Source organism: Luteibacter sp. GL_149 (assembly GCF_057834065.1).
On the sequence record NZ_CM174395.1, the window covers coordinates 1,831,530 to 1,856,196 of the forward strand.

Here is a 24,667-nt window from a genome sequence, read left to right on the forward strand (position 1 = left end):
TGAAACGTGCCCGACACTCAGGAAAGGACAGCAGGATGGATCGAGCTACGCTTGACGCCTACGACCGCGATGCGGCGGCCTTTGCTGACGAATGGGAAGCGCAGTCGCCGCCCACCGATATTTATGCTCTGGTCCGACGTTTCTTTATTCCCGGTCCGACAGCGGATATCGGGTGTGGGAGCGGTCGCGATACGGCGTGGCTCGATGCCCAGGGTTATCCCGCGCGCGGGTATGACGCTTCTGAAGGACTTCTGGTCGAGGCGAGGAATCGGCATCCGCATCTGCGCTTCGAACATGCGGCGCTGCCTGAGCTTCTGGCCGTGCCTGACGATAGTTTCGCAAACGTTTTCTGCGAGACGGTCATCATGCATCTCGAGCCTGGGAGCATTGCTCCTTCGGTCGATAGACTGCTGTCGCTTCTTGTCCCCGGTGGCATCCTGTATCTCAGCTGGCGTGTGACGGAGGACGCGGACCGAAGAGACGAGCATGGGCGCCTCTACGCGGCGTTCGATCCTTCTCTGGTACTGAAATCGTTGGCTTCGGCAGAGATTCTTCTGGATGAGCAGATCGAGAGCATTTCGTCCCGTAAGACAGTCAGGCGGATCGTCGTGCGAAAAGCCGACTAGGAACTGAGTATCGGCCTGTTGTCATACAGGCGGCGGGGTTTGAGCTATGGTCGATTGGCGCGGTATCCAGACGGCTCTTACGGGGCCACATCTGGAATTACGGTGTCCGTGAGGTTCGGTCACCGGCGCGCCAGTTTCCATTGGGCTCACACTCAGTCGAAGTACCGTGACGATCGGACGAATTCCTTCACGGATTCCGCATTGGCAAACTCCAGCTCGATCATGTGCTTTATTGCAGCCTGCTTATTGGAGGATCGCTTGTAGTAAGCGCGACAAATCTCTGAGCCTATGTAGTAGCCAAGGTCGGCTGTGCCGTACTCGTTGTCTACTCCGCTATATAGCCAGGGGCCGTAAGAATCTCCGTTCATGACTTCACGAAACGCGGGTTTGATGATCGCATCGTGTTTCGTGCCGTACTCGACATACTTCGATCCCGATTTGCGACCCGTCACCAGTTCAGCAACGAAGTCGGCGACGCCCTCTTGCATAGCCCTTTGAAGCAGCGTCTTGCCACGTACGCTTTGCTGTGTGTGCACGAACTCATGGATGAGAAGCACGTCCATGGTGTCGGAGGGGTTGCTGTCGAAGTAGGGTTTTATCCATGCGCGCATTCTCTCGGGCATCTCGGATACGTCGACACTACTGTCGCCCATAGCCAGCTCCGTGCCGATTAGCACCATGTCGTCCTGCGTCGTGCCGCCAGATTTGAAGGTGCCGATCTCGAAGTTGATGCTTGCCTGCCTCATCTCAGGGTAAAGCGTCTGGAGTTTGAGGAGCTGCGGTTTCAGGGTCGCAATGGTCGAGCCCGCCAACAATGTCCGCGGCCGGATGGTGGTCCAGAAGCGCGGATAGGCGCGGATGGCTTCCATGTACAGGTGGGCGTTATAGCCGCGTCCTTGCATGAAAGCATGGAGGGCATGGGTGCCAGGGTCGATATAGAGCTTTTGAATGACGGCTTCCTGCTGAACCGGGTCTTCGAGCTTTACCGCCGCATCGTAAGCTTTCCAGAACCGGTCGAGGTCCGCCGATGACACCACGGGGTCGATAACCCCATCTCGCGCAATGCTTGTTGAGGCAACGCAAAAAAACGACAGCAAGAGAGCGGAGGAAGTAGCGAGTATCTTTCTCAGAATCATCATGAGCCCTTCGAATAGACAGCCACGGGCACGTAATCGTGGCCACGGGAGTTGATGCTGGCCATGTCGATTTGGTTTAAGCAGGATTCGTGAGGCCGCTCGCGTTAAGGCGGTCCGATCAATACCTGTCGCAGGTTCCATGCGATTGTTCCAGGCGCATTGTCACGTCTATTTCGGGATGTTATTTTCGGTCCGTCGAAAAGGACCTGGGCCGGCAATCGGTAAGTCCGACCCCTTCCTCTTGAGGAGGCTCCGTTGTCGCGTTATGCGATAACCCACGGCAAGTCGGAGGCGTACTTCACGCCTCGGCTTGGCGTGTTCTCAGTGTCGGTCGACGCTCTTATCGCCAAGCGCTATCGGAGAAAGACTATGCCGATTATCCAAGCGCAAATGGGTGTCATCACCCAGATCAATACGTTTGTTGTGCCCTCGCCGGAGGCGCAGGCATCGCTCATCGAGTTGCTACGTGAAGCCGCAACCAGCTGCCGTTCGGTGCCTGGCTGGATGTCGGCCAGTCTTCACAGAAGTCTGGATGGCACGCGTGTGGTGAACTATGCGCAGGCTGAAAACGAGAAGGCGATGCGACAGGTTTTCGAGCACCTTCAGACCAGGGGGTTTATCCAGCGAAATGCGGCTTTTGGAGAGGCACATCCTGGGATTTACGATGTTGCATTCACAGTAGAGCGATAGCGAAATCGCGATGCGCGGCATTTGCCGCGCATCGCATTCCGGGGCTATTTCCCTCACAACCGGCGGAGCGTGCGAAAATCCACGTCCGCACCCTCTGAATACCCTGACCCTATGCTGCGACTAACCGATATCCAGCTGCCGCTCGATCACGCCGATGATGCGATCGGGTCGGCGATCTGCGCGAAACTTGGCATCGGGGCGCCGTCGCTGCGCGGTTATACGGTGTTCCGGCGCGGCTATGACGCGCGAAAGAAGGGCGCGATCAAGCTGATCTATACGCTGGATGTGGACGTCGTGGACGAAGCGGCCCTGCTGGCACGCCACGCCGAGGACAAGCATGTACAGCCGACGCCGGATACGGGCTACCGCTTTGTGGCGCAGGCTCCCGATGCGCTGGAGCATCGCCCGATCGTGGTTGGTACGGGTCCTTGTGGCTTGTTTGCCGGGCTGCTGCTGGCGCAGATGGGGTATCGCCCGATCATCCTCGATCGCGGCAAGGCGGTGCGCGAGCGCACGGTGGATACCTGGGGCCTGTGGCGCAAGCGCGACCTGAATCCGGAGTCGAACGTGCAGTTCGGCGAAGGCGGAGCGGGTACGTTTTCGGACGGCAAGCTGTATAGCCAGATTTCCGATCCGTTGCATCACGGCCGCAAGGTGCTTGTCGAGTTCGTGAAAGCCGGTGCGCCGGACGAGATTCTCTACGTCAGCAAGCCGCATATCGGCACGTTCCGTCTGGTGACGATGGTGGAGAACATGCGTGCGACGATCGAGTCGCTTGGTGGCGAGATCCGCTTTACGAGCCGTGTCGACGACGTGCTGGTGGAAACCGATGCGGATGGCGAGCGCCATGTGCGTGGCGTGACGCTGGCTAGCGGCGAGCAACTCCGTGCCGATCACGTCGTGCTGGCGATTGGCCACAGCGCGCGCGATACCTTTGAAATGCTGCATGAGCGCGGTGTGTACATGGAGGCGAAGCCGTTCTCGATCGGCTTCCGGGTGGAGCATCCGCAGTCGATCATCGACCGGGCGCGCTTTGGTCCGCAGGCCGGGCATCCGCTGCTCGGCGCGGCGGATTACAAGCTGGTTCATCACGGCAAGAACGGTCGCTCCGTGTATAGCTTTTGCATGTGCCCTGGCGGCACGGTGGTGGCGGCAACGTCCGAACCGGGACGCGTGGTGACCAATGGGATGAGCCAGTATTCACGCAACGAACGCAACGCGAATGCGGCCGTAGTGGTCGGTATCGAGCCTTCCGATTTCGCGCCTTACGACAACAGCGGCAGCCCGCTTGCCGGCATCGCACTGCAACGGCATTGGGAATCGCGTGCGTTCGAGCTTGGTGGAGGTACGTACGAGGCGCCGGCCCAATTGGTGGGCGATTTTCTTGCGAACAGACCGTCGCATGAGTTTGGCAGTGTGCAGCCGTCTTACAAACCCGGCGTTCGGTTGGGCGATCTGGCCAGCGCATTACCGGACTACGCCATCCACGCGATTCGCGAAGCGCTGCCGGCATTCGATCGTCAGATCAAGGGTTTCGCGATGCACGATGCCATATTTACCGGCGTGGAAACGCGCACCTCGTCGCCACTGCGTATCAAACGCAATGAGCGCTTTCAGAGCCTGAATACGCGCGGTCTGTACCCTGCGGGCGAAGGCGCCGGTTATGCCGGCGGCATTCTTTCCGCTGCTGTGGACGGTATTCGTGTCGCCGAAGCTGTGGCGTTGCAGATCAACGCGAGCACCTGAGCCGGCGCTGGGCGTCATTCAACTTCGGGCTGCGTAAGCATCGACGGTTCAGGCTGGACTGGCTACCGGAAAGCGATGTTTTTTTTCTGTAGGCATGATCCTGTCGTCACCGCCATTGGTCACGAGTCATTCGTGACGATAGACACTCCTCGTGCGAGGTCGACTCGTCGTTTACTTGAGACCATCTTCGCCGCGAGTAGCCGTTATGGCCGCCCACCGCTCCTTGCTTGCCGCTTGTATCCTCGTCACTTCCGGCGTGTCGACCGTCGCTGCTCAGGATGTCGACCACTCGCTGGACGCCATCGTCCGCCAGGAGATGCGCGACCGTCGCATTCCCGGGTTGCAACTGGCTGTCGTGCAGCACGGCCGCGTCATTACCCAGCGGAACTACGGTACGGCGAATCTGCCCGATAGCGTTCCGGTTACCAGCAATACGGTCTTCTCGATCAACTCCGCCACGAAAGCTTTCACTGGCGTAGCGCTGATGCAACTGGTCGAGGCTGGTCGGCTGAACCTGGACGATCCCGTGTCCCGTTATCTGCCGGATCTCCCGGAGGCATGGCGTCCGATAACGGTGCGACAGCTCGCCACGCATATGTCTGGCGTGCCGAACATCATCGATGACGAAACAGGCGCGTTGCGCGGCACGACCGAAGATGACGCATGGAAGGCGGTACGGCATCGCCCCATGGATTTCGCGCCCGGCGAACGCTTCAGTTATAACCAGACCAACTACGTATTGCTCGGCAAGATGATCGAAAGGCTCAGCGGGAAGCCTTTCCGCCAGGTACTCGAGGAACGGCAGTTCAAGCCGGCATCGATGACGCAAACGGGATTCGGCGATTCGCGCGACGTCATCCCGCACAAGGCGCCGTCGTATCGTTATGTCTACCCGGACCCGTTGGGGCAGGGCGAACTCACGACGGTCTACGAGACCTTTCCGCCGATGCTACGCACGGGTGCGGGCATCAACAGCACCGCAGCGGACATGGCGCAATGGCTCATCGCCGTGCAAGCCGGACGTTTCGTCAGTCGCAAGACCCTCGCCGAACTCTGGAAGCCGGGCACCTTCAACGACGGACGCCCTGCGGAATGGGCACAGGGTTGGGTTACCGTGCCGCGTGCGGACCATCCTGCCGTGGGTGGTACCGGTGGCGGCCGTTCGGCATTCTACGTGTATCCCGAAGACGATACGGCCGTCGTGGTTCTGACGAATCTTTCCGGTGGCTATCCCGAAGAGTTCATCGATGAGATCGCCGCGCTTTACATTCCAGGCATGCATCTGAACGGCGTTGCACGCATGCGCTCCGAATTACGCGGCAAGGATTTTTCCTCGACGAAAGCGGTTTACGACGAGCTACGTCGCAAAGACACCGGCTTCAGCGTGAACGAAGACGCTCTCAATAATTGGGCCTACCGCATGCTACGCAGCGGCAAGCCAGCGCAGGCCGTCGACGTCTTCAAGCTTGCGGTAGCGCTGTATCCCGCTAGCGGCAATGCGTACGACAGTCTGGCCGAAGGCTACGAGGTCATCGGGAAGACGGATCTGGCCGTTGCCAACTACAAGCGGTCGTTGGAACTCGACCCGAAAAACAGCCATGCGGTACGGCAACTTCAGGGACTAAAGGGGGCAGGGAAATAAGCGTGCTGTCGATGGAAGGCCATCAGGCTCCGTCGATGAGTGTCAGCGCCCGATATTCGACTTCGCCCGGTTCGTCGACCGGCGCGAATGTCGCGGCAGTGCGCCGTTGTGCGCCGTCCAGCGACGTATAGATCGCGCATGTGCTACCCGGCCCCGCACCCGTATGACCGACGTAGACTTTTCCATTAGCCGTGCCGCTCATGATGCCTAGTCCGCTTCCTACTCGCGACCACGGTCGGGAGGAAGGAGGGACATCGAATTCATGCATGTCCAGCATGGCCGCCAGACTTTGCGACGACAGTAGCTGGCCTTCGAGCAACCGTTGGAGCAGCAGTGCGGCGCTGGTTGCGGGGCCGATCATCAGTCCGTGATAAACCCATCCCGGGTGATATGCGCGCGGGTTGCCCCAGGCCGTGGCTTCCAGGTCCCCGGGCGACAGCGCCATACTGGCATCCGCGATGCCGAGCGGTTTCAGCACAAGGGAGTTCAGAGCGGGGCCGAGGGATTGCTGCGTAGTGTCCTCGATAAGCGCGCGGACATAGAGGTAACCGATATTCGAGTACGCCCAGCTTTTGCCGGGTTCGAATATCAGCCTGTCGGCATGGCTGCGTTGCAACACTTCGGCGGCGGTCCAGGGCGCGCGACCAGCCGCTACATCATCGTGGTAGTCCGACAGATAACCGTAATCGGTAAGGCCGGCGCGGTGTTGAAGCAGGTGACGCAAAGAGAACGGTTTGCCTGCGAGGGGCGTGTCCAGACGGAGACGGGACTGGTCGACCAGGGCCAATGCCGCCGCGGACAACACGATCTTCGTAAAACTCCACCACGGCATGGAGACACGACTGTCGGCTCGTACCTCGTCGCCCGTTATCCATGCCGCGATCTGCACCGTCCTAGAACCTCGCATCGGGATACAACGTTTGCGCATCGGCCTTGTGCACTCGCGTGGCCGCGCGTGGCGTTTCGTTCCACAGGGCACCGCATTGCCTGCATTTCATAAGGAACGACGGACCATCGGTTTTCACGCCAAGACGTTCGAAGCGATCGTAAGGTGCGTTGTATCCGGATTTGCAGTCTTTGCACAGCATGAGGGTATCTGTCGACGAAAAGGAGCGGAGCCTGGCGCTCATAGTAGTTCGCCCTCCATGTCGGACAACAGTTGTCCCGGCTGGCGATGAAATATCTCTTGACCTAAAGTTAACTTGAGGTCGTAAAGTTGCGCAGCTGCCGCTGCCGGCGCGAATCCGAGAGTCCATCCGATGACCACCGTCCTGTCCGTAAGCCCTGCATTGTCGGTATTCCGCATCGACCGCTTCACTGTCCCCGAAAAGGCTCTGGGGAGATTCGTGGCCCGGCTTCGCCAGACCCAGCAGGCGCTGGACCTGCTCCCTGGCTGCCTGCAGAACCTCGTACTGACGCAGCCCGAGGTCGCGGGGGCGTACGGCGTCATGACCGTCGTCGAATGGGCGGACCAGGATGCGTTCGTCGAAGCCCGGGCGGTCATGCGACGGACGTACGATGAGGTCGGTTTCGACCCGGTAGCTTTCATGACCGAACTGGGTGTGACGGCGGATCTGGGTACGTACCACCGCCTGATCGGGATGTGACCATTTTTGTAGGAGAGCGGGTTTTTTCTGGATAGCGACCCGGGGTCACCCCGAACACCCGCCGGAACATCGCGATGAACGCGCTGACGTTCTCGTAGCCCAGATCGAGCGCAATAACGGTGATGGACTTGCCGTCCGCCAACCATTCGATAGCCCGCAGCAAGCGCACGCGCTGGCGCCAGGCTGTAAAGGTGAATCCCGTCTCGACGGGAAACCGGCGCATCAGGGATCGCGCCGATATGCCGGTCCATGCCGCCCACGCTTCGACTCCTCGCGGATTGGCGGGGTCGTCCGAAAGCGCCTGTGCGATCCGCACCAGTCGCGGATCGCGGGGATAGGGCAGGCCGACGGTTTCGCGGGGCAGGGAGTGCATTTCATCCAGGATGACGTTGGCTATATGCAGTCGTGGGCCGTCGAGGGTGTCGCCAGGCCATCCCGCTGCCCGGTGAATGGCTTCGCGGAGCAATCCGGACATGCGTAACGCCGTGGGCTCGGCCGGTAGCGAGACGCATGCGTGGCCTGCCACGTAGACGCTCCATCCTGAAAAGGGTCCGTGCGACGTCACGGAATGCGGCTCGCCCGGCGGTATCCAGACCGCATGGGTGGCCGGCGCGACCCACCGACCCTGCGCCGTTCCGATGGAAAGCAGCCCGCTCCGGGCTCCGATCAGCTGGCCGCGTTCGTGCCGATGCGCGGGCGTGGACCGAACCGCGGCTTCGTCCAGCTCGACCGCGATGATCGGGGAGTTATCGGCGGCGAGGCGAGAAGGGGGGATGAGAGGCGTCGACATGGCGGTTCTACGGTATCGAATGGCTAAAATACAGGAACAACGCCAATCATGGGTTGCTAAGTTGTTTTTCACCCCATGCCATTCAAGGAAATGCCTCATGCGAGCCGAAGACATCCTTCCCGATCAGACGAACGAAGCGACTGTGAACGGCGTGGTGGTCCGCAAGGGCAGCGTCGCGGCATTTCTGGGAAATGCCCGGATATGGTGCGATCCGGTATCCACCGATGCCGCCCGGAACGAAGCGGAGCGCGACATCCGCGAAGTGCTGCCGGCGCTGCGTGCGCTGGGCCTGTTCGATATGCTGGCCCTACGCGACGACCGTCTGCGCAAGTTCGTGCAGGCTTTGTGAACAGTCGTTTAGCGCTCCGTAGCCTTGCGTTAGCAGCATATTCGTCGCTATAATCAGCGAATCTTCTGTAACGGAAACTCGCTTCGCCCAGTGTCACCGGGCAAGTCCGTTACCCAGATCTTTCTTTCACAAGAAAGCCTCCTCGTGAGGCTTTTTTGTTGGGCGCAAGGATGCGTCACGTGGTATTTCTTCCGACTGCCGTCACGGCACGGGGTGGGCCACGGCGGGAAAGTGTCGGGATACATCGGCGACGAAAGGGAATGGGCCGCTGGAGCCCATTTTTTGTTTCTGGCGACCGGAAAAGAAAGGCACCGTGGATACCCAAGCACTCGCAAAACGATTCTCCGAGATTCTGGCCGATACCGGTCTGGAAGTTCTTGGTCTGGAATATGGCCCGTCCGAGGGTCAGAACACGCTGCGCGTGTACCTGAATGTCGAAGGGCGCGAAGTCACCGTGGAGGACTGCGAGGCGGCTAGCCGCGAGCTGTCCGCCATGCTGGACGTTGAAGATCCGATCCCCGGCAACTATGTACTGGAAGTATCCTCTCCCGGTATCGATCGCCCGCTGTTCACCGCGGAGCAGTTCGCACGTGTGAGCGGCCAGGTGGTCAAGGTGCTGCTCAAGGCACCGGTCGAGGGACGTCGTCGCCTTAAGGGCAACGTCGTCGAGGTCGCCGGCGAGAAGATCGTTCTCGACGGTGAGGTGGGTCGATTCGAATTCGAACATGCGGACGTCGAAAGCGCCCGTGTGGTGCCCGACTGGGTGGCGCTGGGCTATGCCCCGCAACCCAAGCGTGGCGGCGAAAAGAAACCAAAACAATGAAACGAAAGGGCGCAGTGAGCGCCCCCGGAGTAGCGGCAATGAGCAAAGAACTGTTGCTGGTAGTCGAAGCGGTCGCCAACGAAAAGGGCGTGCCGCACGAAGTCATTTTCGAAGCACTGGAAGCTGCGCTGGCCTCGGCTGCCAAGAAGCGCTACCCGGACGAAGATCCGGAGATTCGTGTCGAGATCGACCGCAAGACGGGCGATTACGAGACGTTCCGTAGCTACGAGATCATCGCGGACGACGCCGAGATGGAGTCGCCGTATTTCCAGGTGCGTCTGATGGACGCCCTGGACGAGGCCGAAGAGAAGGGTCTCGAAGGCAAGCCCGAGGTCGGCGGTTTCATGGAAACCCAGATCGACAACGCCGAGTTCGGCCGCATCGCCGCGCAGGCCGCGAAGCAGGTCATCGTGCAGCGCGTCCGCGAAGCGGAGCGCGAGCTGGTGGTCAATGCATTCCAGGACCGTGTCGGCGAACTGGTCACCGGTATCGTCAAGCGCGTCGAGCGCGGCAACGTCTATCTCGACCTCGGCAGCAACGCCGAAGCGTTCATTCCGCGCGACAAGACGATTCCCCGCGAATCGGCCCGCGTCGGCGACCGCGTGCGTGGTTACCTGTATGAAGTGAAATCCGAAATCCGCGGTCCGCAGCTGTTCGTTTCGCGCAGCGCGCCGGAATTCATGATCGAACTGTTTAAGCTCGAAGTGCCGGAAGTCGGCCAGGGTCTCGTCGAGATCAAGGGTTGCGCGCGCGATCCGGGCGATCGCGCCAAGATCGCCGTCGTCGCACACGACAGCCGTACCGATCCCATCGGTGCGTGTATCGGTATGCGCGGTTCGCGTGTGCAGGCTGTGTCCAACGAGCTCAACGGCGAGCGCGTCGACATCATCCTGTGGCACGAGAACCAGGCCCAGTACGTCATCAACGCCATGGCGCCCGCCGAAGTGCAGTCCATCATCATGGACGAAGAGAAGCACTCGATGGACATCGCCGTTGCCGAAGACAAGCTTTCGCAGGCCATCGGCCGCGGCGGCCAGAACGTGCGCCTGGCCAGCAAGCTCACCGGCTGGCAGCTCAATGTGATGACGCAGGACCAGGTCACCGCGAAGAGCGAAGCCGAGCAGGAAGCCGCGCTGAAGCTGTTCATGGATCGCCTCGAAGTCGACCAGGAAATCGCGAACATCCTCGTGCAGGAAGGTTTCTCCAGCGTCGAGGAAATTGCTTACGTGCCCAGCGCGGAACTGCTGGCTGTCGAAGGCTTCGACGAAGACATCGTCGAGGAACTTCGCGCCCGTGCCCGCGACGCACTGCTTACCGAAGCGCTGGCCGCCGAGGAAGTGATTGAAGAACACCGTCCGTCCGAAGAGATGCTTGCTCTCGACGGCATGGACGAGGCCACCGCATTCGCTCTGGCGGAACGCGGCGTGGTCACGCTCGATGACCTCGGCGACCTCGCGGTCGACGAAATGATCGATATCGATGGCATGAATGAAGAACGCGCTGCGCAGCTGATCATGGCCGCGCGCGCCCCGATGATCGCCCGGCTGGAGAAGGGCGGCTAACCGCGGTAGGCGGCGGCGTCCTGGATGGACGCCCCGAGGGAAGCCGTCAGGTTTCCCGCCACGGATGGAGGCAGCCGTACGGGTCATCGTCGGCACGTAAGGTTACGCGCGGGAACGGCGGAGAAACAAACAGATGTCGGACGTCACAATCAAACAACTCGCCCAGGTTCTGGGCATGCCGGTCGATAAGCTGCTTTCGCAGCTTGGCGAGGCCGGAATGAAATTTTCCGACGAAGGTCAGGTCATCAGCAGCACCGAAAAGGTGAAATTGCTGGGCTTCCTTCGCCGCACGCACGGAAAGGGCGAGGCCGCTCCCGAAACGGACGACTCCAGTCCGCGCCAGATCACGCTGAAGCGCCGTACCGTGGGCGAGCTGAAAGTCAGCTCGGGCACAGGACGTGGCGCTGGCGCGGCGAAGACGGTGAACGTGGAAGTACGCACGAAGCGCACCTACGTGAAGCGCGGCACCATGGCTGACGACGCCGCTCCGGATACCGAGCGCGAAGAAGCCGCCCGCAAGCTCGCCGAGTCGCAGGAACTGCGCGAGCGCGAGGAAGCCGCACGCCGCGAAGAAGCCGAACAGCGCCAGGCCGAACAGGCCCGCCGCGAAGCGGAGGAAGAGGCACGTCGCCAGGAAGCCGCCGCTGCGGAAGCCCGCCGTCAGGCGGAAGCCGAAGCTGCTGCCGCACAGGCTCGCGCCGCCGCCGCTGCCTCCGAATCCACAGGCGGGGCTCCGGCCGCGCCCGCTGTTCCGACGCCTGCCGCGCCGGCTCCCGTATCCGCCGCTGCCTCCACGGACGACGGCCCGGGTCATGCCACGGGCAAGCTCGATACGCGCAAGCTCGGCATGATCCTGCCGACGATTCACGAGCCGCGCAAGCGCGAAAAGATTATCGCCAAACCCGTACCGGCTCCGGCCCCTCCGCCGCCGCCGGCTCCCGTTCCCGTTCCCGCACCGGCTCCCGCCGCTGCGCGTCCGGCGGCTCCTGCCTCGCGTCCGGCTCCGGGTGCGGTCGCTGCCGCCAACGACAGCCGCGGCAACGCGCGTCCGAAGCATGGCGGTGGTGGCGGTGGCGGTACCGGCAACAACGCCGGTGGCCGCAATGATCGCGAATCCGGTGGCAAGCGTTTCGCCGGTGGCGAACTGCATCTGTCCGATGCCGATCGCGCGCGTCGTTCCAGCAACAACCGTCGTGGCGGTGGCAAGGTCCGCGGCCGTATGGAATCGCCGCGTGGCGGCGCCTCGTCGGCCGGTCCGCACGGCTTCTCGCGTCCCACGGCTCCTGTCGTGCGCGATGTCGTGGTGGGCGATAACAACGTCATCGCCGATCTGGCCCAGAAGATGGCCGTGAAGGGTGCCGAGGTCGTCAAGACGCTCTTCAAGATGGGCGTGATGGCCACGATCAACCAGGTCATCGATTTCGACACGGCCGCGCTGGTCGTGGAAGAGCTGGGTCACAACGCGGTTCGCGCCGCGGCCGACGACGCGGAAGCGACGCTGGCATCGCAGACCCAGACCGCCGAGCTCGAGGGCGAGAAGGTCACGCGTCCGCCGGTCGTTACGATCATGGGTCACGTCGATCACGGCAAGACCTCGCTGCTCGACTACATCCGCCGCGCCAAGGTCGCGTCGGGCGAAGCCGGCGGCATTACCCAGCACATCGGGGCGTATCACGTCGAAACGCCGAAGGGCGTCATCACGTTCCTCGACACCCCAGGCCATGCGGCGTTCACGTCCATGCGCGCCCGCGGTGCGCAGTCGACGGACATCGTGGTGCTCGTGGTGGCGGCGGACGACGGCGTCATGCCGCAGACCATCGAGGCCGTGCAGCATGCGCGTGCCGCGAAGGTGCCGCTGATCGTCGCGGTCAACAAGATGGACAAGCCCGACGCCAATCCCGACAACGTCAAGCAGGGCCTCGTGCAGCTTGAAGTCGTGCCGGAAGACTGGGGTGGCGACACGCAGTTCGTGCCGGTGTCCGCGAAGACGGGCGACGGTATCGACGCACTGCTCGACGCGATCTCGGTCCAGGCCGAAGTCATGGAACTCAAGGCTGTCGCCGACGGCCGCGCTTCGGGCGTGGTCATCGAGTCCAGCCTCGATCGCGGTCGCGGTCCGGTTGCCACGGTCCTCGTGCAGCAGGGCACCCTCAAGAAGGGCGACTTCGTGGTGTGCGGTATCGAGTACGGCCGCATGCGCGCGCTGATCGACGAAACCGGCAAGCAGGTCAACGAAGCCGGCCCGTCCATTCCGGTGCAGGTGCTGGGTCTTTCCGGTGTGCCGGAGTCGGGTGACGACTTCGTGGCCGTCGAGGACGAGCGTCTGGCTCGCCAGGTGGCGCAGGAGCGTCAGCAGAAGCGTCGCGAAACGCGCATGGTCAGCAAGACGAACCGTCTCGAAGACATCATGGCCCAGATGGGTCAGGGCGAAGGCCAGCAGACCCTCAACATCGTGGTCAAGGCCGACGTCCAGGGCTCGGTGGAAGCGCTGCGCGACTCGCTGACCCAGATCGGCAACGATCTGGTCAGGGTGAACGTCATCGCCTCCGGCGTCGGCGGTATCACCGAGTCCGAAGCCACGCTGGCATCGGCCTCCAAGGCACTGATCATCGGCTTCAACGTCCGTGCGGATGCTTCGGCCCGCAAGGTCATCGATACGAGCGGCCTCGATGTACGCTACTTCTCGATCATCTACGACGTCATCGATCAGGTGAAGCAGGCGGCGTCGGGTCTTCTGGGCATGGAAGTGCGCGAAGAGATTATCGGTGTCGCCCAGGTCCGCGAAGTGTTCCGCAGCTCCAAGTTCGGTGCGGTCGCGGGTTGCATGGTCATCGAAGGCATCGTCAAGCGCAGCAAGCCGATCCGTGTGCTCCGCGACAACGTCGTGGTCTTCCAGGGCGAACTGGAATCGCTGCGCCGCTTCAAGGAGCTTGTCGACGAAGTCCGCAACGGTATGGAATGCGGTATCGCCGTGAAGCAGTACAACGACGTGAAGGCTGGCGATCAGATCGAGTGCTTCGAGCGCATCGAATTCGCCCGCACGCTGTAACAGCGACAGACGCCGCCCCGATCGCGGGGCGGCGTCACTTTTGAGGAGGCTCTATGCCATCCCGCGATTTCAAACGTACCGATCGCGTTTCGGCGGAACTCCGCCGCGAGATCGGTCTCCTGGTGCATGCCGCCGTGCGCGACCATCACCTGCCGTCGGTCAGTGTGTCCGACGTCGAAGTTACCCGTGAGCTGGATTGGGCGACCGTGTGGATCACGGCGCTGCAGCCGGAACGATCCGCCGAGGCCGTAAAGGGCCTGAAGCTGCTTGGTCCGGAATTCCGCCACGCGCTGTCGAAGATGATGCGGATGCGCCGCGTGCCCGAACTTCGCTTCAAGTACGACGATTCGGTCGACAAGGGCGAACGGATCGAGTCCTTGCTGCGCGAGGGCGGTCCGGTCATCAAGCAGGACGACGAAGAACAGTAAGGGACGCCGGGTCGTTCGCCTCTGTGGGAGCGCGCCTGCGCGCGATCCCTGAGTACCGGGCGCGAACGATCGGCCGTTGCACGCCCTGTACCGACCGTCCATCGGTTCTAAATGAGTTATTGCTCCGCAGGAATCGCGCGCAGGCGTGCTCCCACAGAACGCCGCGGTTGGCACCCATGAGTGTCGTGCCCGGCACCACGTTCTTTCAGGTATCCATGTCCCGTCGAACATTTCGCGACATCCACGGCATTGTGCTGCTCGATAAGCCGCTGGGTCTGAGTTCGAATCAGGCGTTGCAGGCGGCAAGGCGTCTGGTGGGCGCGGCCAAGGGTGGCCATACCGGCAGCCTCGATCCGCTCGCCACCGGTCTTCTGCCGCTTTGCTTCGGCGAGGCGACCAAGATCGCCGGCTGGCTGCTCGGCTCCCGCAAGGCCTACGAGGCCGAGGTGCGTCTGGGTATCACGACGACCACGGCCGACCTGGAAGGCGAGATCGTCCAGACCCGACCCGTGCCCGCTATGGACGACACGACGCTGGAAGCGGCGCTGGCCCTTCTTCGTGGGCACATCGTTCAGGTTCCGCCCGCTTACTCGGCGATCAAGAAGGACGGCGTGCCGCTTTACGTGCTTGCCCGGCGCGGCGAGGAAGTGGATGTCCCGGCGCGCGAAGTCGATGTTTACCGCCTGGAAGTTATTGCTCGCGATGGCGATACCGTTCGTCTTCACGTCGAATGCGGTTCCGGCACCTACGTGCGCAGCCTTGCGGTCGATCTGGGCGAGCACCTGGGGTGCGGTGCCCATCTGACGGGGCTTCGCCGGCTGTGGGTCGAGCCGTTCATGAAGCCCGAGATGGTCACGCTGGAACAGCTGTCGACCCTGGCGGAACAGTCTTCCGACGCGCCCGAGGCCTTCGTGCTGCCGGTTTCCGCCGGTCTGGACCATATTCCCCGGGTGGATATGGACGCCGAACAGACCCGTGTCATGGGGTTCGGGCAACCCATCCCTCTGAAGGGGACGACGTTGCGCGGACGCTGCACCGCCTGGGGGGCGGACGGACGATTGATGGCCCTGGCCGAGGTCTCCGACGAGGGCGTGCTCAGGGTGCTGAGGGGATTCAATCTCCCGGCCGATTGAGCGGACGTAACCTCCTGTCTTACCGGGCTTGTTGTCGCGGCTGTCACACAGCTACAATAGTGCGCTCGTTACCTGCTTTTCACTCTAAAGCGAAGCTTGCGCAACTTCAGCTATACGATGAGGTTGCGCAAGCTTCGCATCCGCTTTTAAGGAATCGATACACATGGCGCTCACCGCTGAACAGACCGGCAAAATCATCGCAGACTTCGGTCGCGTACCCAATGACACCGGCTCCCCGGAAGTCCAGGTCGCCCTGTTGACTGCCAACATCGGACATCTGCAGACCCACTTTGCAGAACACAAGCAGGACAACCATTCACGTCGTGGTCTGCTTAAGATGGTCAACACCCGTAAGAAGCTTCTTGCGTACCTGAAGAAAAACGACCTGGGTCGTTATCAGACCGTGATCGAACGCCTCGGCCTGCGCCGCTAAGCAACAGAACCGAGGAAATCTAAAGTGGCGAAAGTAACCAAGTCATTCCAGTACGGTAGTCACGAAGTCAAGCTGGAGACGGGCGAAATTGCCCGCCAGGCGTCCGGTGCCGTGATGGTCAGCATGGGCGGCACTGTCGTCCTGGTCACAGTCGTCGCAGCGCCGAAGGCGCGCGAGGGCCAGGACTTCTTCCCGCTCACGGTCGACTACCAGGAGAAGTTCTACTCCGCCGGTCGTATCCCGGGTGGCTTCTTCAAGCGCGAAGGCCGTCCGACCGAGAAGGAAACGCTCACCTCGCGTCTGATCGATCGTCCGCTTCGCCCGCTGTTCCCGGAAGAGTTCCGTAACGAAATCCAGGTCATCGCGACGGTCATGTCGCTGAACCCGGAAGTCGACGGCGACATCCCGGCGCTCCTCGGTGCTTCGGCCGCCATGGCTCTGGCCGGCGTCCCGTTCAAGGGCCCGATCGGCGCGAACCGCGTCGGTTACGCGGGTGGTCAGTACATCCTGAACCCGACCGCCACGCAGCTTAAGACCTCCGACCTCGACCTCGTCGTCGCCGGCACGTCCGGTGCCGTGCTGATGGTCGAGTCGGAAGCCAAGCTGCTCAGCGAAGATGTCATGCTCGGCGCGGTGATGTTCGGTCACCAGCAGATGCAGGCCGCGATCGACACGATCAACGCTTTCGTCGCCGAAGCTGGCCAGAAGACCTTCAAGTGGGAAGCTCCTGTCGCCAAGACGGCGTTGTACGACGCGGTCAAGGCCGCTGTTGGCAACCGCTTCGTCGAAGCCTTCCAGATCCGCGACAAGCTGGCTCGCCGCGACGTTGTCGGCGCGCTGAAGACCGAGGTCAAGACGGCGATCGCCGCTCAGGCCGAAGCCAATGGCTGGACCGATGGCGACATCGGCGCGGCATTCGGCGAAGTCGAATACCGCACCCTGCGCGACGGCGTGCTGACCACCAAGGTCCGCATCGACGGTCGTAACCTCGACGACGTGCGTCCGATCACCGTCCGCGTCGGCGTCCTGCCGCGCACGCACGGTTCGGCGCTGTTCACCCGCGGCGAAACGCAGGCGCTGGTCGTTGCCACGCTCGGTACCACGCGTGACTCGCAGATCATCGACGCGCCGGAAGGCGAGTGGAAGGACACGTTCCTCTTCCATTACAACTTCCCCCCGTTCTCGGTCGGTGAAACCGGTCGCGTCGGTAGCCCGAAGCGTCGCGAAATCGGCCACGGCCGTCTCGCCAAGCGCGGCGTGCAGGCTGTGAAGCCGACGATCGAAGCATTCCCGTACGTCGTCCGCGTCGTCTCGGAAATTACCGAGTCGAACGGTTCCTCGTCGATGGCTTCGGTCTGCGGTTCGTCGTTGGCCATGATGGACGCGGGCGTTCCGCTGAAGTCGCCGGTTGCCGGTATCGCCATGGGTCTGGTCAAGGAAGGCAGCGATTTCGTCGTCCTGTCCGACATCCTCGGTGACGAAGATCACCTCGGCGACATGGACTTCAAGGTAGCCGGCACCGCCGATGGCGTTTCCGCGCTGCAGATGGACATCAAGATCGACGGCATCACCGAAGAGATCATGCGTACGGCTCTGGCCCAGGCCAAGCGCGGTCGCCTGCACATCCTCGGCGAAATGGCCAAGTGCATCACCGAAGCCCGCTCGGAAATGAGCGAATTCGCACCGCGCCTGCTCACGATCAAGATCCATCCGGACAAGATCCGCGAAGTGATCGGTAAGGGTGGCGCCACTATCCGTTCGATCACGGAAGAGACCGGCACCACGATCGACATCACGGACGACGGCAACGTCGTTATCGCCTCGGTCAACCGCGAAGCCGCCGAAGCCGCGCGCAAGCGCATCGAGCAGATCGTGTCCGACGTCGAGCCGGGTCGCATCTACGAAGGCAAGGTCGCCAAGCTGATGGACTTCGGTGCGTTCGTGACGATCATGCCGGGCAAGGACGGTCTGGTTCACGTGTCGCAGATCTCCAGCGAGCGCGTCGAGAAGGTTTCCGACAAGCTCAAGGAAGGCGACATCGTCAAGGTGAAAGTGCTGGAAGTCGACAAGCAGGGTCGTATCCGTCTGTCGATGAAGGCCGTCACCGAAGAAGAAAACGCTGCCAGCTGATCCTTCGCGATCATCCGGTAGCCCCGAAGCCCGGCATCGCGAGATGCCGGGCTTCGCGTTTTTATGGAGTCTTGCGTGATTGCAACGCAGGGGCCGTGTAGGATCAAAAGCAATGCACAGGCAGTGGATACGTTAGATGCCGGAAAAGGGCCACGATTTCATCGACCAGTACCAGCACTTCGTACGCGAGGGCTGGGACGCATGGTCGCGCCAGATGGAGCAGGGGCCCGGCGCCGAACTGCCCGGCAGTGAAGCCATGGGGCGCCTGTTCGGTGGGTTGGACGGCTACGGCGAGTGGCTGAAGTCGATGGCGGCGGGGGGCGACATGGGCGCGATGCCCATGGGCATCGGCGGCATTCCTCCCTTCAGTGCGCCGTTGACGGGCGAGTCGCCTGAGGTCATGACGCGCCGTTTCGAGGAGTGGTTGTCCACGGCGCGCGAGGCGCTGGGCATGCCCGGACTCGGTATCGGTCGCGAACAACACGAAGAGCAGCAGGCGCTGCTGCGGGCGGCACTCGATTACGCCCAGCATGTCAGCCGTTACCAGTCGTTGCTCGGCCGGGTTCACGATCGTGCCGTCGAGGCGTTGAAGACGCAGGGTGCCGTCGGTACGCCGACTGATCCGGAATCGCTGCGTGCCCTCTATGATCGTTGGGTCAATCTTGCCGAGCAGGCCTATGGCGAGGCGGCCCTTTCGGACGAATTCCGCGAGGTCTATGCCTCGGTGGTGAATGCGCAGATGCGCCTTCGCGTATTGCAGCAGCATCAGGTCGAGCGTCTGGCCGTGCAGCTCGGTATGCCGACGCGCAAGGAAGTCGACAGTCTCGGCGAACGTTTGCAGGCTGTACGTCGCGAGCTTCGGCATATGACGGGTCTTGCGGCCGAGGTCGAATCGTTGCGCGCCGAAGTGAATGCCATGCGCGGTGCGACGGCCGGTCCGGCGAAGAAAGCAGCTTCCACCACGAAAACGGCGACGAAGAAAACCGTGTCGACGACGAAACGGGCGACGACGAAGAAAACATCGCGATGACGCAGAACCCGTTCAATATCGATCCGCAGCGCGCGAGAGACGAAGTGGAAGCGTTTCGTCGCAAGCTCGAAGCGGGCATGGAAACCCTGCGCAACGTTGGACCGATCGAGCTCGGATCGACGCCGCGCGAGGCGGTGTATCGCGAAGACAAGCTGACACTCTGGCACTTTGTCGGCGAGAAGAAGCCAGCGGCCAAAGTGCCGATCCTGATCTGCTATGCGCTGGTGAATACGCCGTGGATGGTCGACCTTCAGGCCGATCGTTCCATGGTGCGCAATCTGCTGGAGCAGGGCGAGGACGTATACCTTATCGATTGGGGTTATCCCGACGGTGCCGATCGCTGGCTGACCCTCGAAGATTATATAGACGGCTATCTGGATCGCTGTGTCGATGTTGTGCGACGTCGACACGAACTCGATGCGATCAACCTGCTCGGCATCTGCCAGGGTGGCGTGTTCTCGCTTTGTTATACCGCGCTGCATGGCGATAAGGTGCGCAATCTCGTCACCATGGTGACGCCGGTGGACTTCCATACGCCGGACAACATGCTTTCGCACTGGACGCGTGGCGTGGACATCGACCTGTTCGTCGATACGGTAGGCAACGTGCCAGCCGATCTGATGAATTGGGCATACCTCACGCTGAAGCCCGTGCGGCTGAACCAGCAGAAATATGTCGGACTGGTCGATATCCTCGACAACCCGAAAGAAGTGGAAAACTTCCTGCGGATGGAGAAGTGGATTTTCGACTCGCCCGATCAGGCGGGCGAGGCGTTCCGCCAGTTCGCGAAAGACTTCTTTCAGGAAAACCGCCTCATGAGCGGCGAGGCGAAGATCGGCGAGCGTGTGGTCGATCTCGGTGCGATTCACCAGCCGGTACTCAATATTTTCGCGGAGCAGGATCACCTTGTCCCGCCCGCCGCGTCGAAGCCGCTGGGCGACCTGGTCGGCAGCGACGATTACACGGCCATCGCGTTCAAGGGCGGCCATATCGGTATTTACGTGTCCAGCCGCGCGCAGCGCGAGGTGCCGCCGGCGATTCATGAGTGGCTGGCCAGGCGCTGACCCGCCGGTGTTTGTAGGAGCCCGCAAGCGGGCTCTTACATATGCACGGCTGGGCGGTCCGCCTTTCTGGCTTTAGCTTGCAGTGGTGCGATAATGGCGCAATGAACGCAAATGCTTCCCATGACACCATTCGCGCCGTGCAATGGCACGGCGATCGCCTCGCGTTGCTCGACCAGCGTCACCTTCCGGGCGAAGAAATCTGGTTCGACTGCCGGACCGCCGACGAGGTTACCGACGCTATTCGCGTGCTGGCCGTGCGCGGTGCGCCGGCTATCGGTATCGCGGCGGCGTGGGGCGTGGTGCTTGCCGCGAAATCGGGTGTGCCCCTCGAGCCCGTCCTGACGACACTGCGCGCCGCCCGGCCTACCGCTGTGAATCTGATGTGGGCGCTGGATCGCATGCGTTCGCGCATCGATGCGGGTGCCGATGCCGACGCGCTCGAGCGCGAAGCCCAGGCTATCCAGGACGAAGACCTGGCGGCCAATCGCCTTATGGGCGAGCTCGGCGCCGCGCTGATCGAACCGGGCTCCCACGTGCTTACCCACTGCAACACCGGGTCGCTGGCCACGGCGGGTTACGGCACCGCGCTGGGTGTTATTCGCGCGGGTGTCGAAGCGGGCCGTATCACGCAGGTCTATGCGGGCGAGACGCGCCCCTGGTTGCAGGGAGCGCGCCTGACGATGTGGGAACTGGTTCGCGACGGCATTCCCGCGAAGCTGGTCGCCGACTCGGCGGCATCGCATCTGATGAAGCATGGCGAAGTGAAATGGGTCATCGTGGGTGCCGATCGCATCGCGGCCAACGGCGACACCGCGAACAAGATCGGTACGTACCAGCTGGCCATCGCCGCGCGCCATCACGGCGTGAAGTTCATGGTCGTGGCACCGTCGACCACGGTCGATATGGCGACGGCGAACGGCGACGATATCGAGATCGAACTGCGCGAAGCGACCGAGCTGTTGTCGATAGGCGGCAAACGCACCGTGATCGACGGTGCCGATGCATGGAATCCCGTGTTCGACGTGACGCCGGCCGATCTGATCGATGCCATCGTCACCGAGCGTGGCGTCATCCTGCGCCCGGACGAATCGCAGATGCAGGCGGTCTTCGGCTGATGCGCCTGGGTCGCGAGATCGTTCTTTTCGCCGTCGGCGGCGCGATCGGTTTCGTCGTCGACGCGGGTATCGCGCAGTCGTTGGTCGGCCTGGCTCACTGGAACGTCTATGCGGCGCGCGTCGTGTCCTTCCTGTCCGCCGCCACGGTGACGTGGTGGTGGAACAGCCGGCATACGTTCAAAGGGCGCGACAGCGGCATCAGTCCCCGCGCGGAATGGCTGCACTGGATGGGGTTGATGGCGGTCGGCGCGCTGTTCAATAACGGCGCTTACGTAGCCGTTCTGGAGCTGATTCCCAGCCTGAAACCGTGGCCCGCGGTGGCCGTCGCGGTAGGGTCGCTGGCGGGCGCCGCGGCCAATTACGGCCTCGCCCGGACGCTGCTTTTCCGGAACGCCAAAACTGTCGCGTAACTCATTGTTTTTAAAGTACTAAAGACTGTCATTTGCGACGTCTTTGTGGTACTATCGAACGCTTGCGTGGACCCGTCCGACAGATCACGCGATCCGCGTGGCCCGGGGGGTCATTCATGGACTTAAGGGAAGCCGATTGATGGCAGAACTCGCCAAAGAAATCATCCGCGTCAACATCGAAGATGAGATGCGCCAGAGCTACCTCGACTACGCCATGAGCGTGATCGTGGGACGCGCACTACCCGATGTGCGCGACGGTCTGAAGCCGGTACATCGGCGCGTGTTGTTCGCGATGAGCGAGCTCGGCAACGCCTGGAACAAGCCATACAAGAAATCGGCGCGCGTCGTCGGTGACGTCATCGGTAAATACCATCCGCATGGCGACGCCTCCGTTTACGACACCATCGTCCGTATGGCCCAGCCGTTCTCGTTGCGCTATATGCTGGTCGACGGTCAGGGTAACTTCGGTTCGGTCGATGGCGATAACGCCGCCGCGATGCGATACACCGAGGTGCGCATGGCGCGCCTTACGCACGAGCTGATGGCGGATATCGACAAGGAAACCGTCGACTTCGGCCCCAACTACGACGAAAGCGAGCACGAGCCGCTGGTGCTGCCCACCCGTGTGCCGAACCTGCTCGTCAACGGCTCGGCCGGTATCGCGGTCGGCATGGCGACGAACATTCCGCCGCACAATATGACCGAGGTCATCAACGCCACGCTCGCGCTCATCGACGAGCCGACGCTGGGCGTCGACGAACTCATGACCCATATCCCGGGTCCGGATTTCCCGACCGCCGGCATCATCAACGGCTCATCGGGCATCATCGAAGCCTATCGCACCGGTCGCGGACGCATCCTGGTCCGTGCGCGCGCCGAGATCGAAACCGAAGCGAACGGCCGCGAGACGATCATCGTCCATGAGCTGCCGTACCAGGTGAACAAGGCTCGCCTGATCGAAAAGATCGCCGAGCTGGTGAAGGAAAAGAAGCTCGAAGGCATCAGCGAACTGCGCGACGAGTCCGACAAGGACGGTATGCGAGTCGTCATCGAGATCCGTCGCGATTCGATGGGCGATGTCGTACTGAACAACCTGTTCCAGCAGACCCAGTTACAGGTCACCTTCGGCATCAACATGGTGGCGTTGCTCGACGGCCAGCCGCGTCTGCTGAACCTGAAGGACATCCTTACGGCGTTCATTCGCCATCGTCGCGAAGTGGTCACGCGTCGCACGATCTTCGAACTGCGCAAGGCGCGTGCGCGTGCGCATATCCTCGAAGGTCTGACCGTCGCGCTCGCGAACATCGACGAGATGATCGAATTGATCAAGACCTCGGCATCGCCGGCGGAAGCGCGCGAGCGCATGACGCAGCGTCGCTGGGATCCGGGTCTGGTCAGTGCGTTGCTGTCGGCTACGGGCGCGGAATCGTCGCGTCCGGAAGAGATGGACCCGCGTGACGGTTTGCATCCGGACGGCTATCAGCTTTCCGAAGTGCAGGCGCTCGAAATCCTCGCCATGCGCCTGCATCGCCTCACCGGTCTGGAGCAGGATCGTCTTTCCGACGAATACCGCCAGATCCTCGAGACGATTCGCGGCCTGATCGATATCCTGGAGAATCCTTCGCGTCTGCTGGAAGTGATCCGCGAGGAACTGGAACAGATCCGCACCGACTACGGCGATGCGCGTCGCACCGAGATCCAGCATTCGCAGGAAGATCTCAACGTACTCGACCTGATCGCGCCGGAAGACGTCGTGGTCACGCTGTCGCATACGGGTTACATCAAGCGTCAGCCGGCCAGCCTTTATCGCGCGCAGAAGCGTGGCGGCAAGGGTCGTTCGGCATCGGCACTGAAGGACGAAGACGTTGTCGAACAGCTTTGGGTCGTGAATACGCACGACACGCTGCTCACGTTCACCAGCACCGGCCGTGTGTACTGGCTGAAGGTCTACCAGATGCCCGAAGCCGGTCCGGGTGCGCGTGGCAAGCCCATCGTCAACCTGTTGCCGCTGACCGAGGGCGAGAAGGTACAGGCGGTGCTGCCGGTACGCGAGTACACCGCGGACAACTTCGTGTTCTTCGCGACGCGCCGCGGTACGGTGAAAAAGACGCCGCTGACGGAGTTCGCGTTCCAACTGCAGAAGGGCAAGATCGCCATCAACCTCGACGATGGCGATGCGCTGGTCAATGTGGCGCTGACCGACGGCAAGAGCGACGTGCTGCTGTTCGCATCGAACGGCAAGTCGGTTCGCTTCGACGAAGACACCGTCCGTTCGATGGGCCGTACGGCCACCGGCGTGCGCGGTATGCGTCTGGGTGAAGATGCCGAGGTGGTCTCGTTGATCGTGGCCGCCGAGGGCGACATCCTTACGGCGACGGCACGCGGTTACGGTAAGCGCACGGTACTCGAGGAATTCCCGAAGAAGGGTCGCGGTACACAGGGCGTCAAGGCCATCCAGTGCTCCGAGCGCAACGGCAAGCTTGTCGCCGCGGCGCAGGTCAGCGAAACACAGGAAGTGATGCTGATTTCCGATCAGGGCACGCTGGTACGGACGCGTGTCGCCGAGATATCGCAGCTGGGCCGCAACACGCAGGGCGTGACGCTGATCCGTCTGCCGAAGGACGAGACGCTGGTAAGCATCGTGCGTCTGGAAGCGGACGAGGAAGTCGACGTGGAAGTGGCTGGCGACGAAGGCACGGTCGACATGCCGCCGCAGGAAAGCGGTCCGGTGGGCGACGAGCCTCAGGAATAAAAACGCTCTCAAGCGTTATACGTACGAAACAGGGGCCCGGCATGAAAATGCCGGGCCTTTCGTTATGCACTCTTTTTTTGTAGGAGCTCGCTTGCGAGCGAAAGCCAACGGAGCGGTGAAGCGTCTGCATTGCGGCGCTAGCGCGATCTTCT

The 24,667-nt window shown here is 62.0% G+C and carries 21 protein-coding genes and 2 pseudogenes; 19 read left to right on the forward strand and 4 right to left on the reverse strand.

The annotated features are described in order from the left end of the window. Positions 1-35: 35 nt before the first annotated feature. On the forward strand, positions 36-626 hold the full coding sequence (locus AC3IR3_RS08385) for a class I SAM-dependent methyltransferase (RefSeq protein ID WP_489196444.1): 591 nt from the start codon (positions 36-38) through the stop codon (positions 624-626). Positions 627-778: 152 nt separating this feature from the next. Here the strand turns inward: AC3IR3_RS08385 and AC3IR3_RS08390 are convergent, their stop codons facing one another. Further along, the gene (locus tag AC3IR3_RS08390; protein WP_489196445.1) at positions 779-1,765 is read right to left on the reverse strand and encodes a DUF2268 domain-containing putative Zn-dependent protease; all 987 of its coding nucleotides are present in this window, start codon (positions 1,763-1,765) and stop codon (positions 779-781) included. 252 nt (positions 1,766-2,017) lie between these two features. Between AC3IR3_RS08390 and AC3IR3_RS08395 the strand changes: the two genes are divergently transcribed. The 3 genes from AC3IR3_RS08395 to AC3IR3_RS08405 all read left to right on the forward strand — a co-directional run bounded on the left by AC3IR3_RS08395 (position 2,018) and on the right by AC3IR3_RS08405 (position 5,840). Next, complete coding sequence (locus AC3IR3_RS08395; RefSeq protein ID WP_489196446.1) at positions 2,018-2,452, forward strand: antibiotic biosynthesis monooxygenase family protein; 435 nt, start codon at positions 2,018-2,020, stop codon at positions 2,450-2,452. A gap of 111 nt (positions 2,453-2,563) precedes the next feature. Beyond that, positions 2,564-4,198 carry an NAD(P)/FAD-dependent oxidoreductase gene (locus AC3IR3_RS08400; protein ID WP_489196447.1) on the forward strand — a complete coding sequence of 545 codons (1,635 nt, stop codon included), beginning with the start codon at positions 2,564-2,566 and terminating at the stop codon, positions 4,196-4,198. A 205-nt stretch (positions 4,199-4,403) separates the two neighbouring features. Further along, a complete protein-coding gene (locus AC3IR3_RS08405) occupies positions 4,404-5,840 on the forward strand; it encodes a serine hydrolase (RefSeq protein ID WP_489196448.1) in 1,437 nt (478 codons plus the stop codon). A gap of 22 nt (positions 5,841-5,862) precedes the next feature. Here the strand turns inward: AC3IR3_RS08405 and AC3IR3_RS08410 are convergent, their stop codons facing one another. After that, the gene (locus tag AC3IR3_RS08410; protein ID WP_489196449.1) at positions 5,863-6,747 is read right to left on the reverse strand and encodes a serine hydrolase domain-containing protein; all 885 of its coding nucleotides are present in this window, start codon (positions 6,745-6,747) and stop codon (positions 5,863-5,865) included. Then, on the reverse strand, positions 6,734-6,928 hold the full coding sequence (locus tag AC3IR3_RS08415) for a hypothetical protein (protein ID WP_489196450.1): 195 nt from the start codon (positions 6,926-6,928) through the stop codon (positions 6,734-6,736). Before AC3IR3_RS08415 ends, AC3IR3_RS08410 begins: the two co-directional genes overlap by 14 nt. Before the next feature lie 171 nt (positions 6,929-7,099). Between AC3IR3_RS08415 and AC3IR3_RS08420 the strand changes: the two genes are divergently transcribed. After that, positions 7,100-7,447 (forward strand): antibiotic biosynthesis monooxygenase family protein, encoded by a 348-nt coding sequence (locus tag AC3IR3_RS08420; protein ID WP_489196451.1) that lies wholly within the window; start codon positions 7,100-7,102, stop codon positions 7,445-7,447. Here AC3IR3_RS08420 and AC3IR3_RS08425 read toward each other — a convergent pair. Beyond that, on the reverse strand, positions 7,386-8,336 hold the full coding sequence (locus AC3IR3_RS08425; RefSeq protein ID WP_489196452.1) for an AraC family transcriptional regulator: 951 nt from the start codon (positions 8,334-8,336) through the stop codon (positions 7,386-7,388). The two genes, AC3IR3_RS08420 and AC3IR3_RS08425, sit on opposite strands and share 62 nt — an antisense overlap. On the opposite strand from AC3IR3_RS08425, the gene AC3IR3_RS08430 reads away from it, so the two are divergent. The 14 genes and pseudogenes from AC3IR3_RS08430 (at position 8,335) to gyrA (ending at position 24,515) form a co-directional block, all read left to right on the forward strand. Further along, the gene (locus tag AC3IR3_RS08430) at positions 8,335-8,586 is read left to right on the forward strand and encodes a hypothetical protein (RefSeq protein ID WP_489196453.1); all 252 of its coding nucleotides are present in this window, start codon (positions 8,335-8,337) and stop codon (positions 8,584-8,586) included. The two genes, AC3IR3_RS08425 and AC3IR3_RS08430, sit on opposite strands and share 2 nt — an antisense overlap. A 313-nt stretch (positions 8,587-8,899) precedes the next feature. Then, positions 8,900-9,409: a ribosome maturation factor RimP gene (gene rimP, locus AC3IR3_RS08435; RefSeq protein ID WP_489196454.1), complete on the forward strand. Its 510-nt coding sequence runs from the start codon at positions 8,900-8,902 to the stop codon at positions 9,407-9,409. A 38-nt stretch (positions 9,410-9,447) separates the two neighbouring features. Further along, positions 9,448-10,971, forward strand: a complete 1,524-nt coding sequence (gene nusA / locus AC3IR3_RS08440; protein ID WP_132141504.1) for a transcription termination factor NusA — start codon at positions 9,448-9,450, stop codon at positions 10,969-10,971. Between the two features lie 217 nt (positions 10,972-11,188). Next, a pseudogene (locus AC3IR3_RS08445) lies at positions 11,189-11,380 on the forward strand (translation initiation factor IF-2 associated domain-containing protein); the annotation flags it as partial. 435 nt (positions 11,381-11,815) lie between these two features. Further along, positions 11,816-14,020: pseudogene (gene infB, locus AC3IR3_RS08450) on the forward strand (translation initiation factor IF-2); the annotation flags it as partial. Between the two features lie 53 nt (positions 14,021-14,073). Further along, entirely contained in the window at positions 14,074-14,448 is a 375-nt protein-coding gene (gene rbfA / locus AC3IR3_RS08455; RefSeq protein ID WP_132141506.1) for a 30S ribosome-binding factor RbfA, read from the forward strand. A gap of 176 nt (positions 14,449-14,624) precedes the next feature. Further along, the gene (gene truB / locus AC3IR3_RS08460) at positions 14,625-15,581 is read left to right on the forward strand and encodes a tRNA pseudouridine(55) synthase TruB (protein ID WP_489196455.1); all 957 of its coding nucleotides are present in this window, start codon (positions 14,625-14,627) and stop codon (positions 15,579-15,581) included. A 163-nt stretch (positions 15,582-15,744) separates the two neighbouring features. Then, positions 15,745-16,014 (forward strand): 30S ribosomal protein S15, encoded by a 270-nt coding sequence (rpsO, locus tag AC3IR3_RS08465; RefSeq protein WP_489196456.1) that lies wholly within the window; start codon positions 15,745-15,747, stop codon positions 16,012-16,014. 24 nt (positions 16,015-16,038) lie between these two features. Continuing rightward, positions 16,039-18,144: a polyribonucleotide nucleotidyltransferase gene (gene pnp / locus AC3IR3_RS08470; protein ID WP_489196457.1), complete on the forward strand. Its 2,106-nt coding sequence runs from the start codon at positions 16,039-16,041 to the stop codon at positions 18,142-18,144. A 136-nt stretch (positions 18,145-18,280) separates the two neighbouring features. Beyond that, a complete protein-coding gene (locus tag AC3IR3_RS08475) occupies positions 18,281-19,174 on the forward strand; it encodes a poly(R)-hydroxyalkanoic acid synthase subunit PhaE (protein ID WP_489196458.1) in 894 nt (297 codons plus the stop codon). After that, the gene (locus AC3IR3_RS08480; protein ID WP_489196459.1) at positions 19,171-20,238 is read left to right on the forward strand and encodes a class III poly(R)-hydroxyalkanoic acid synthase subunit PhaC; all 1,068 of its coding nucleotides are present in this window, start codon (positions 19,171-19,173) and stop codon (positions 20,236-20,238) included. Before AC3IR3_RS08475 ends, AC3IR3_RS08480 begins: the two co-directional genes overlap by 4 nt. A gap of 101 nt (positions 20,239-20,339) precedes the next feature. Next, a complete protein-coding gene (gene mtnA, locus AC3IR3_RS08485) occupies positions 20,340-21,353 on the forward strand; it encodes an S-methyl-5-thioribose-1-phosphate isomerase (protein WP_489196460.1) in 1,014 nt (337 codons plus the stop codon). Next, on the forward strand, positions 21,353-21,763 hold the full coding sequence (locus AC3IR3_RS08490; protein ID WP_489196461.1) for a GtrA family protein: 411 nt from the start codon (positions 21,353-21,355) through the stop codon (positions 21,761-21,763). The genes mtnA and AC3IR3_RS08490 overlap by 1 nt, the downstream gene beginning before the upstream one ends. Before the next feature lie 139 nt (positions 21,764-21,902). Beyond that, positions 21,903-24,515, forward strand: a complete 2,613-nt coding sequence (gyrA, locus tag AC3IR3_RS08495; protein ID WP_489196462.1) for a DNA gyrase subunit A — start codon at positions 21,903-21,905, stop codon at positions 24,513-24,515. Positions 24,516-24,667 lie beyond the last annotated feature (152 nt).

Bases quoted from the DNA above. Each gene is read 5' to 3' on its own strand.
- AC3IR3_RS08385 (WP_489196444.1), top strand. From the start codon at position 36: ATGGATCGAGCTACGCTTGACGCCTACGACCGCGATGCGGCGGCCTTT.
- AC3IR3_RS08390 (WP_489196445.1), bottom strand. From the start codon at position 1,765: ATGATGATTCTGAGAAAGATACTCGCTACTTCCTCCGCTCTCTTGCTG.
- AC3IR3_RS08400 (WP_489196447.1), top strand. From the start codon at position 2,564: ATGCTGCGACTAACCGATATCCAGCTGCCGCTCGATCACGCCGATGAT.
- AC3IR3_RS08405 (WP_489196448.1), top strand. From the start codon at position 4,404: ATGGCCGCCCACCGCTCCTTGCTTGCCGCTTGTATCCTCGTCACTTCC.
- AC3IR3_RS08410 (WP_489196449.1), bottom strand. From the start codon at position 6,747: ATGCGAGGTTCTAGGACGGTGCAGATCGCGGCATGGATAACGGGCGAC.
- AC3IR3_RS08415 (WP_489196450.1), bottom strand. From the start codon at position 6,928: ATGCTGTGCAAAGACTGCAAATCCGGATACAACGCACCTTACGATCGC.
- AC3IR3_RS08420 (WP_489196451.1), top strand. From the start codon at position 7,100: ATGACCACCGTCCTGTCCGTAAGCCCTGCATTGTCGGTATTCCGCATC.
- AC3IR3_RS08430 (WP_489196453.1), top strand. From the start codon at position 8,335: ATGCGAGCCGAAGACATCCTTCCCGATCAGACGAACGAAGCGACTGTG.
- AC3IR3_RS08425 (WP_489196452.1), bottom strand. From the start codon at position 8,336: ATGAGGCATTTCCTTGAATGGCATGGGGTGAAAAACAACTTAGCAACC.
- nusA (WP_132141504.1), top strand. From the start codon at position 9,448: ATGAGCAAAGAACTGTTGCTGGTAGTCGAAGCGGTCGCCAACGAAAAG.
- rbfA (WP_132141506.1), top strand. From the start codon at position 14,074: ATGCCATCCCGCGATTTCAAACGTACCGATCGCGTTTCGGCGGAACTC.
- truB (WP_489196455.1), top strand. From the start codon at position 14,625: ATGAGTGTCGTGCCCGGCACCACGTTCTTTCAGGTATCCATGTCCCGT.
- rpsO (WP_489196456.1), top strand. From the start codon at position 15,745: ATGGCGCTCACCGCTGAACAGACCGGCAAAATCATCGCAGACTTCGGT.
- AC3IR3_RS08475 (WP_489196458.1), top strand. From the start codon at position 18,281: ATGCCGGAAAAGGGCCACGATTTCATCGACCAGTACCAGCACTTCGTA.
- AC3IR3_RS08480 (WP_489196459.1), top strand. From the start codon at position 19,171: ATGACGCAGAACCCGTTCAATATCGATCCGCAGCGCGCGAGAGACGAA.
- mtnA (WP_489196460.1), top strand. From the start codon at position 20,340: ATGAACGCAAATGCTTCCCATGACACCATTCGCGCCGTGCAATGGCAC.
- AC3IR3_RS08490 (WP_489196461.1), top strand. From the start codon at position 21,353: ATGCGCCTGGGTCGCGAGATCGTTCTTTTCGCCGTCGGCGGCGCGATC.
- gyrA (WP_489196462.1), top strand. From the start codon at position 21,903: ATGGCAGAACTCGCCAAAGAAATCATCCGCGTCAACATCGAAGATGAG.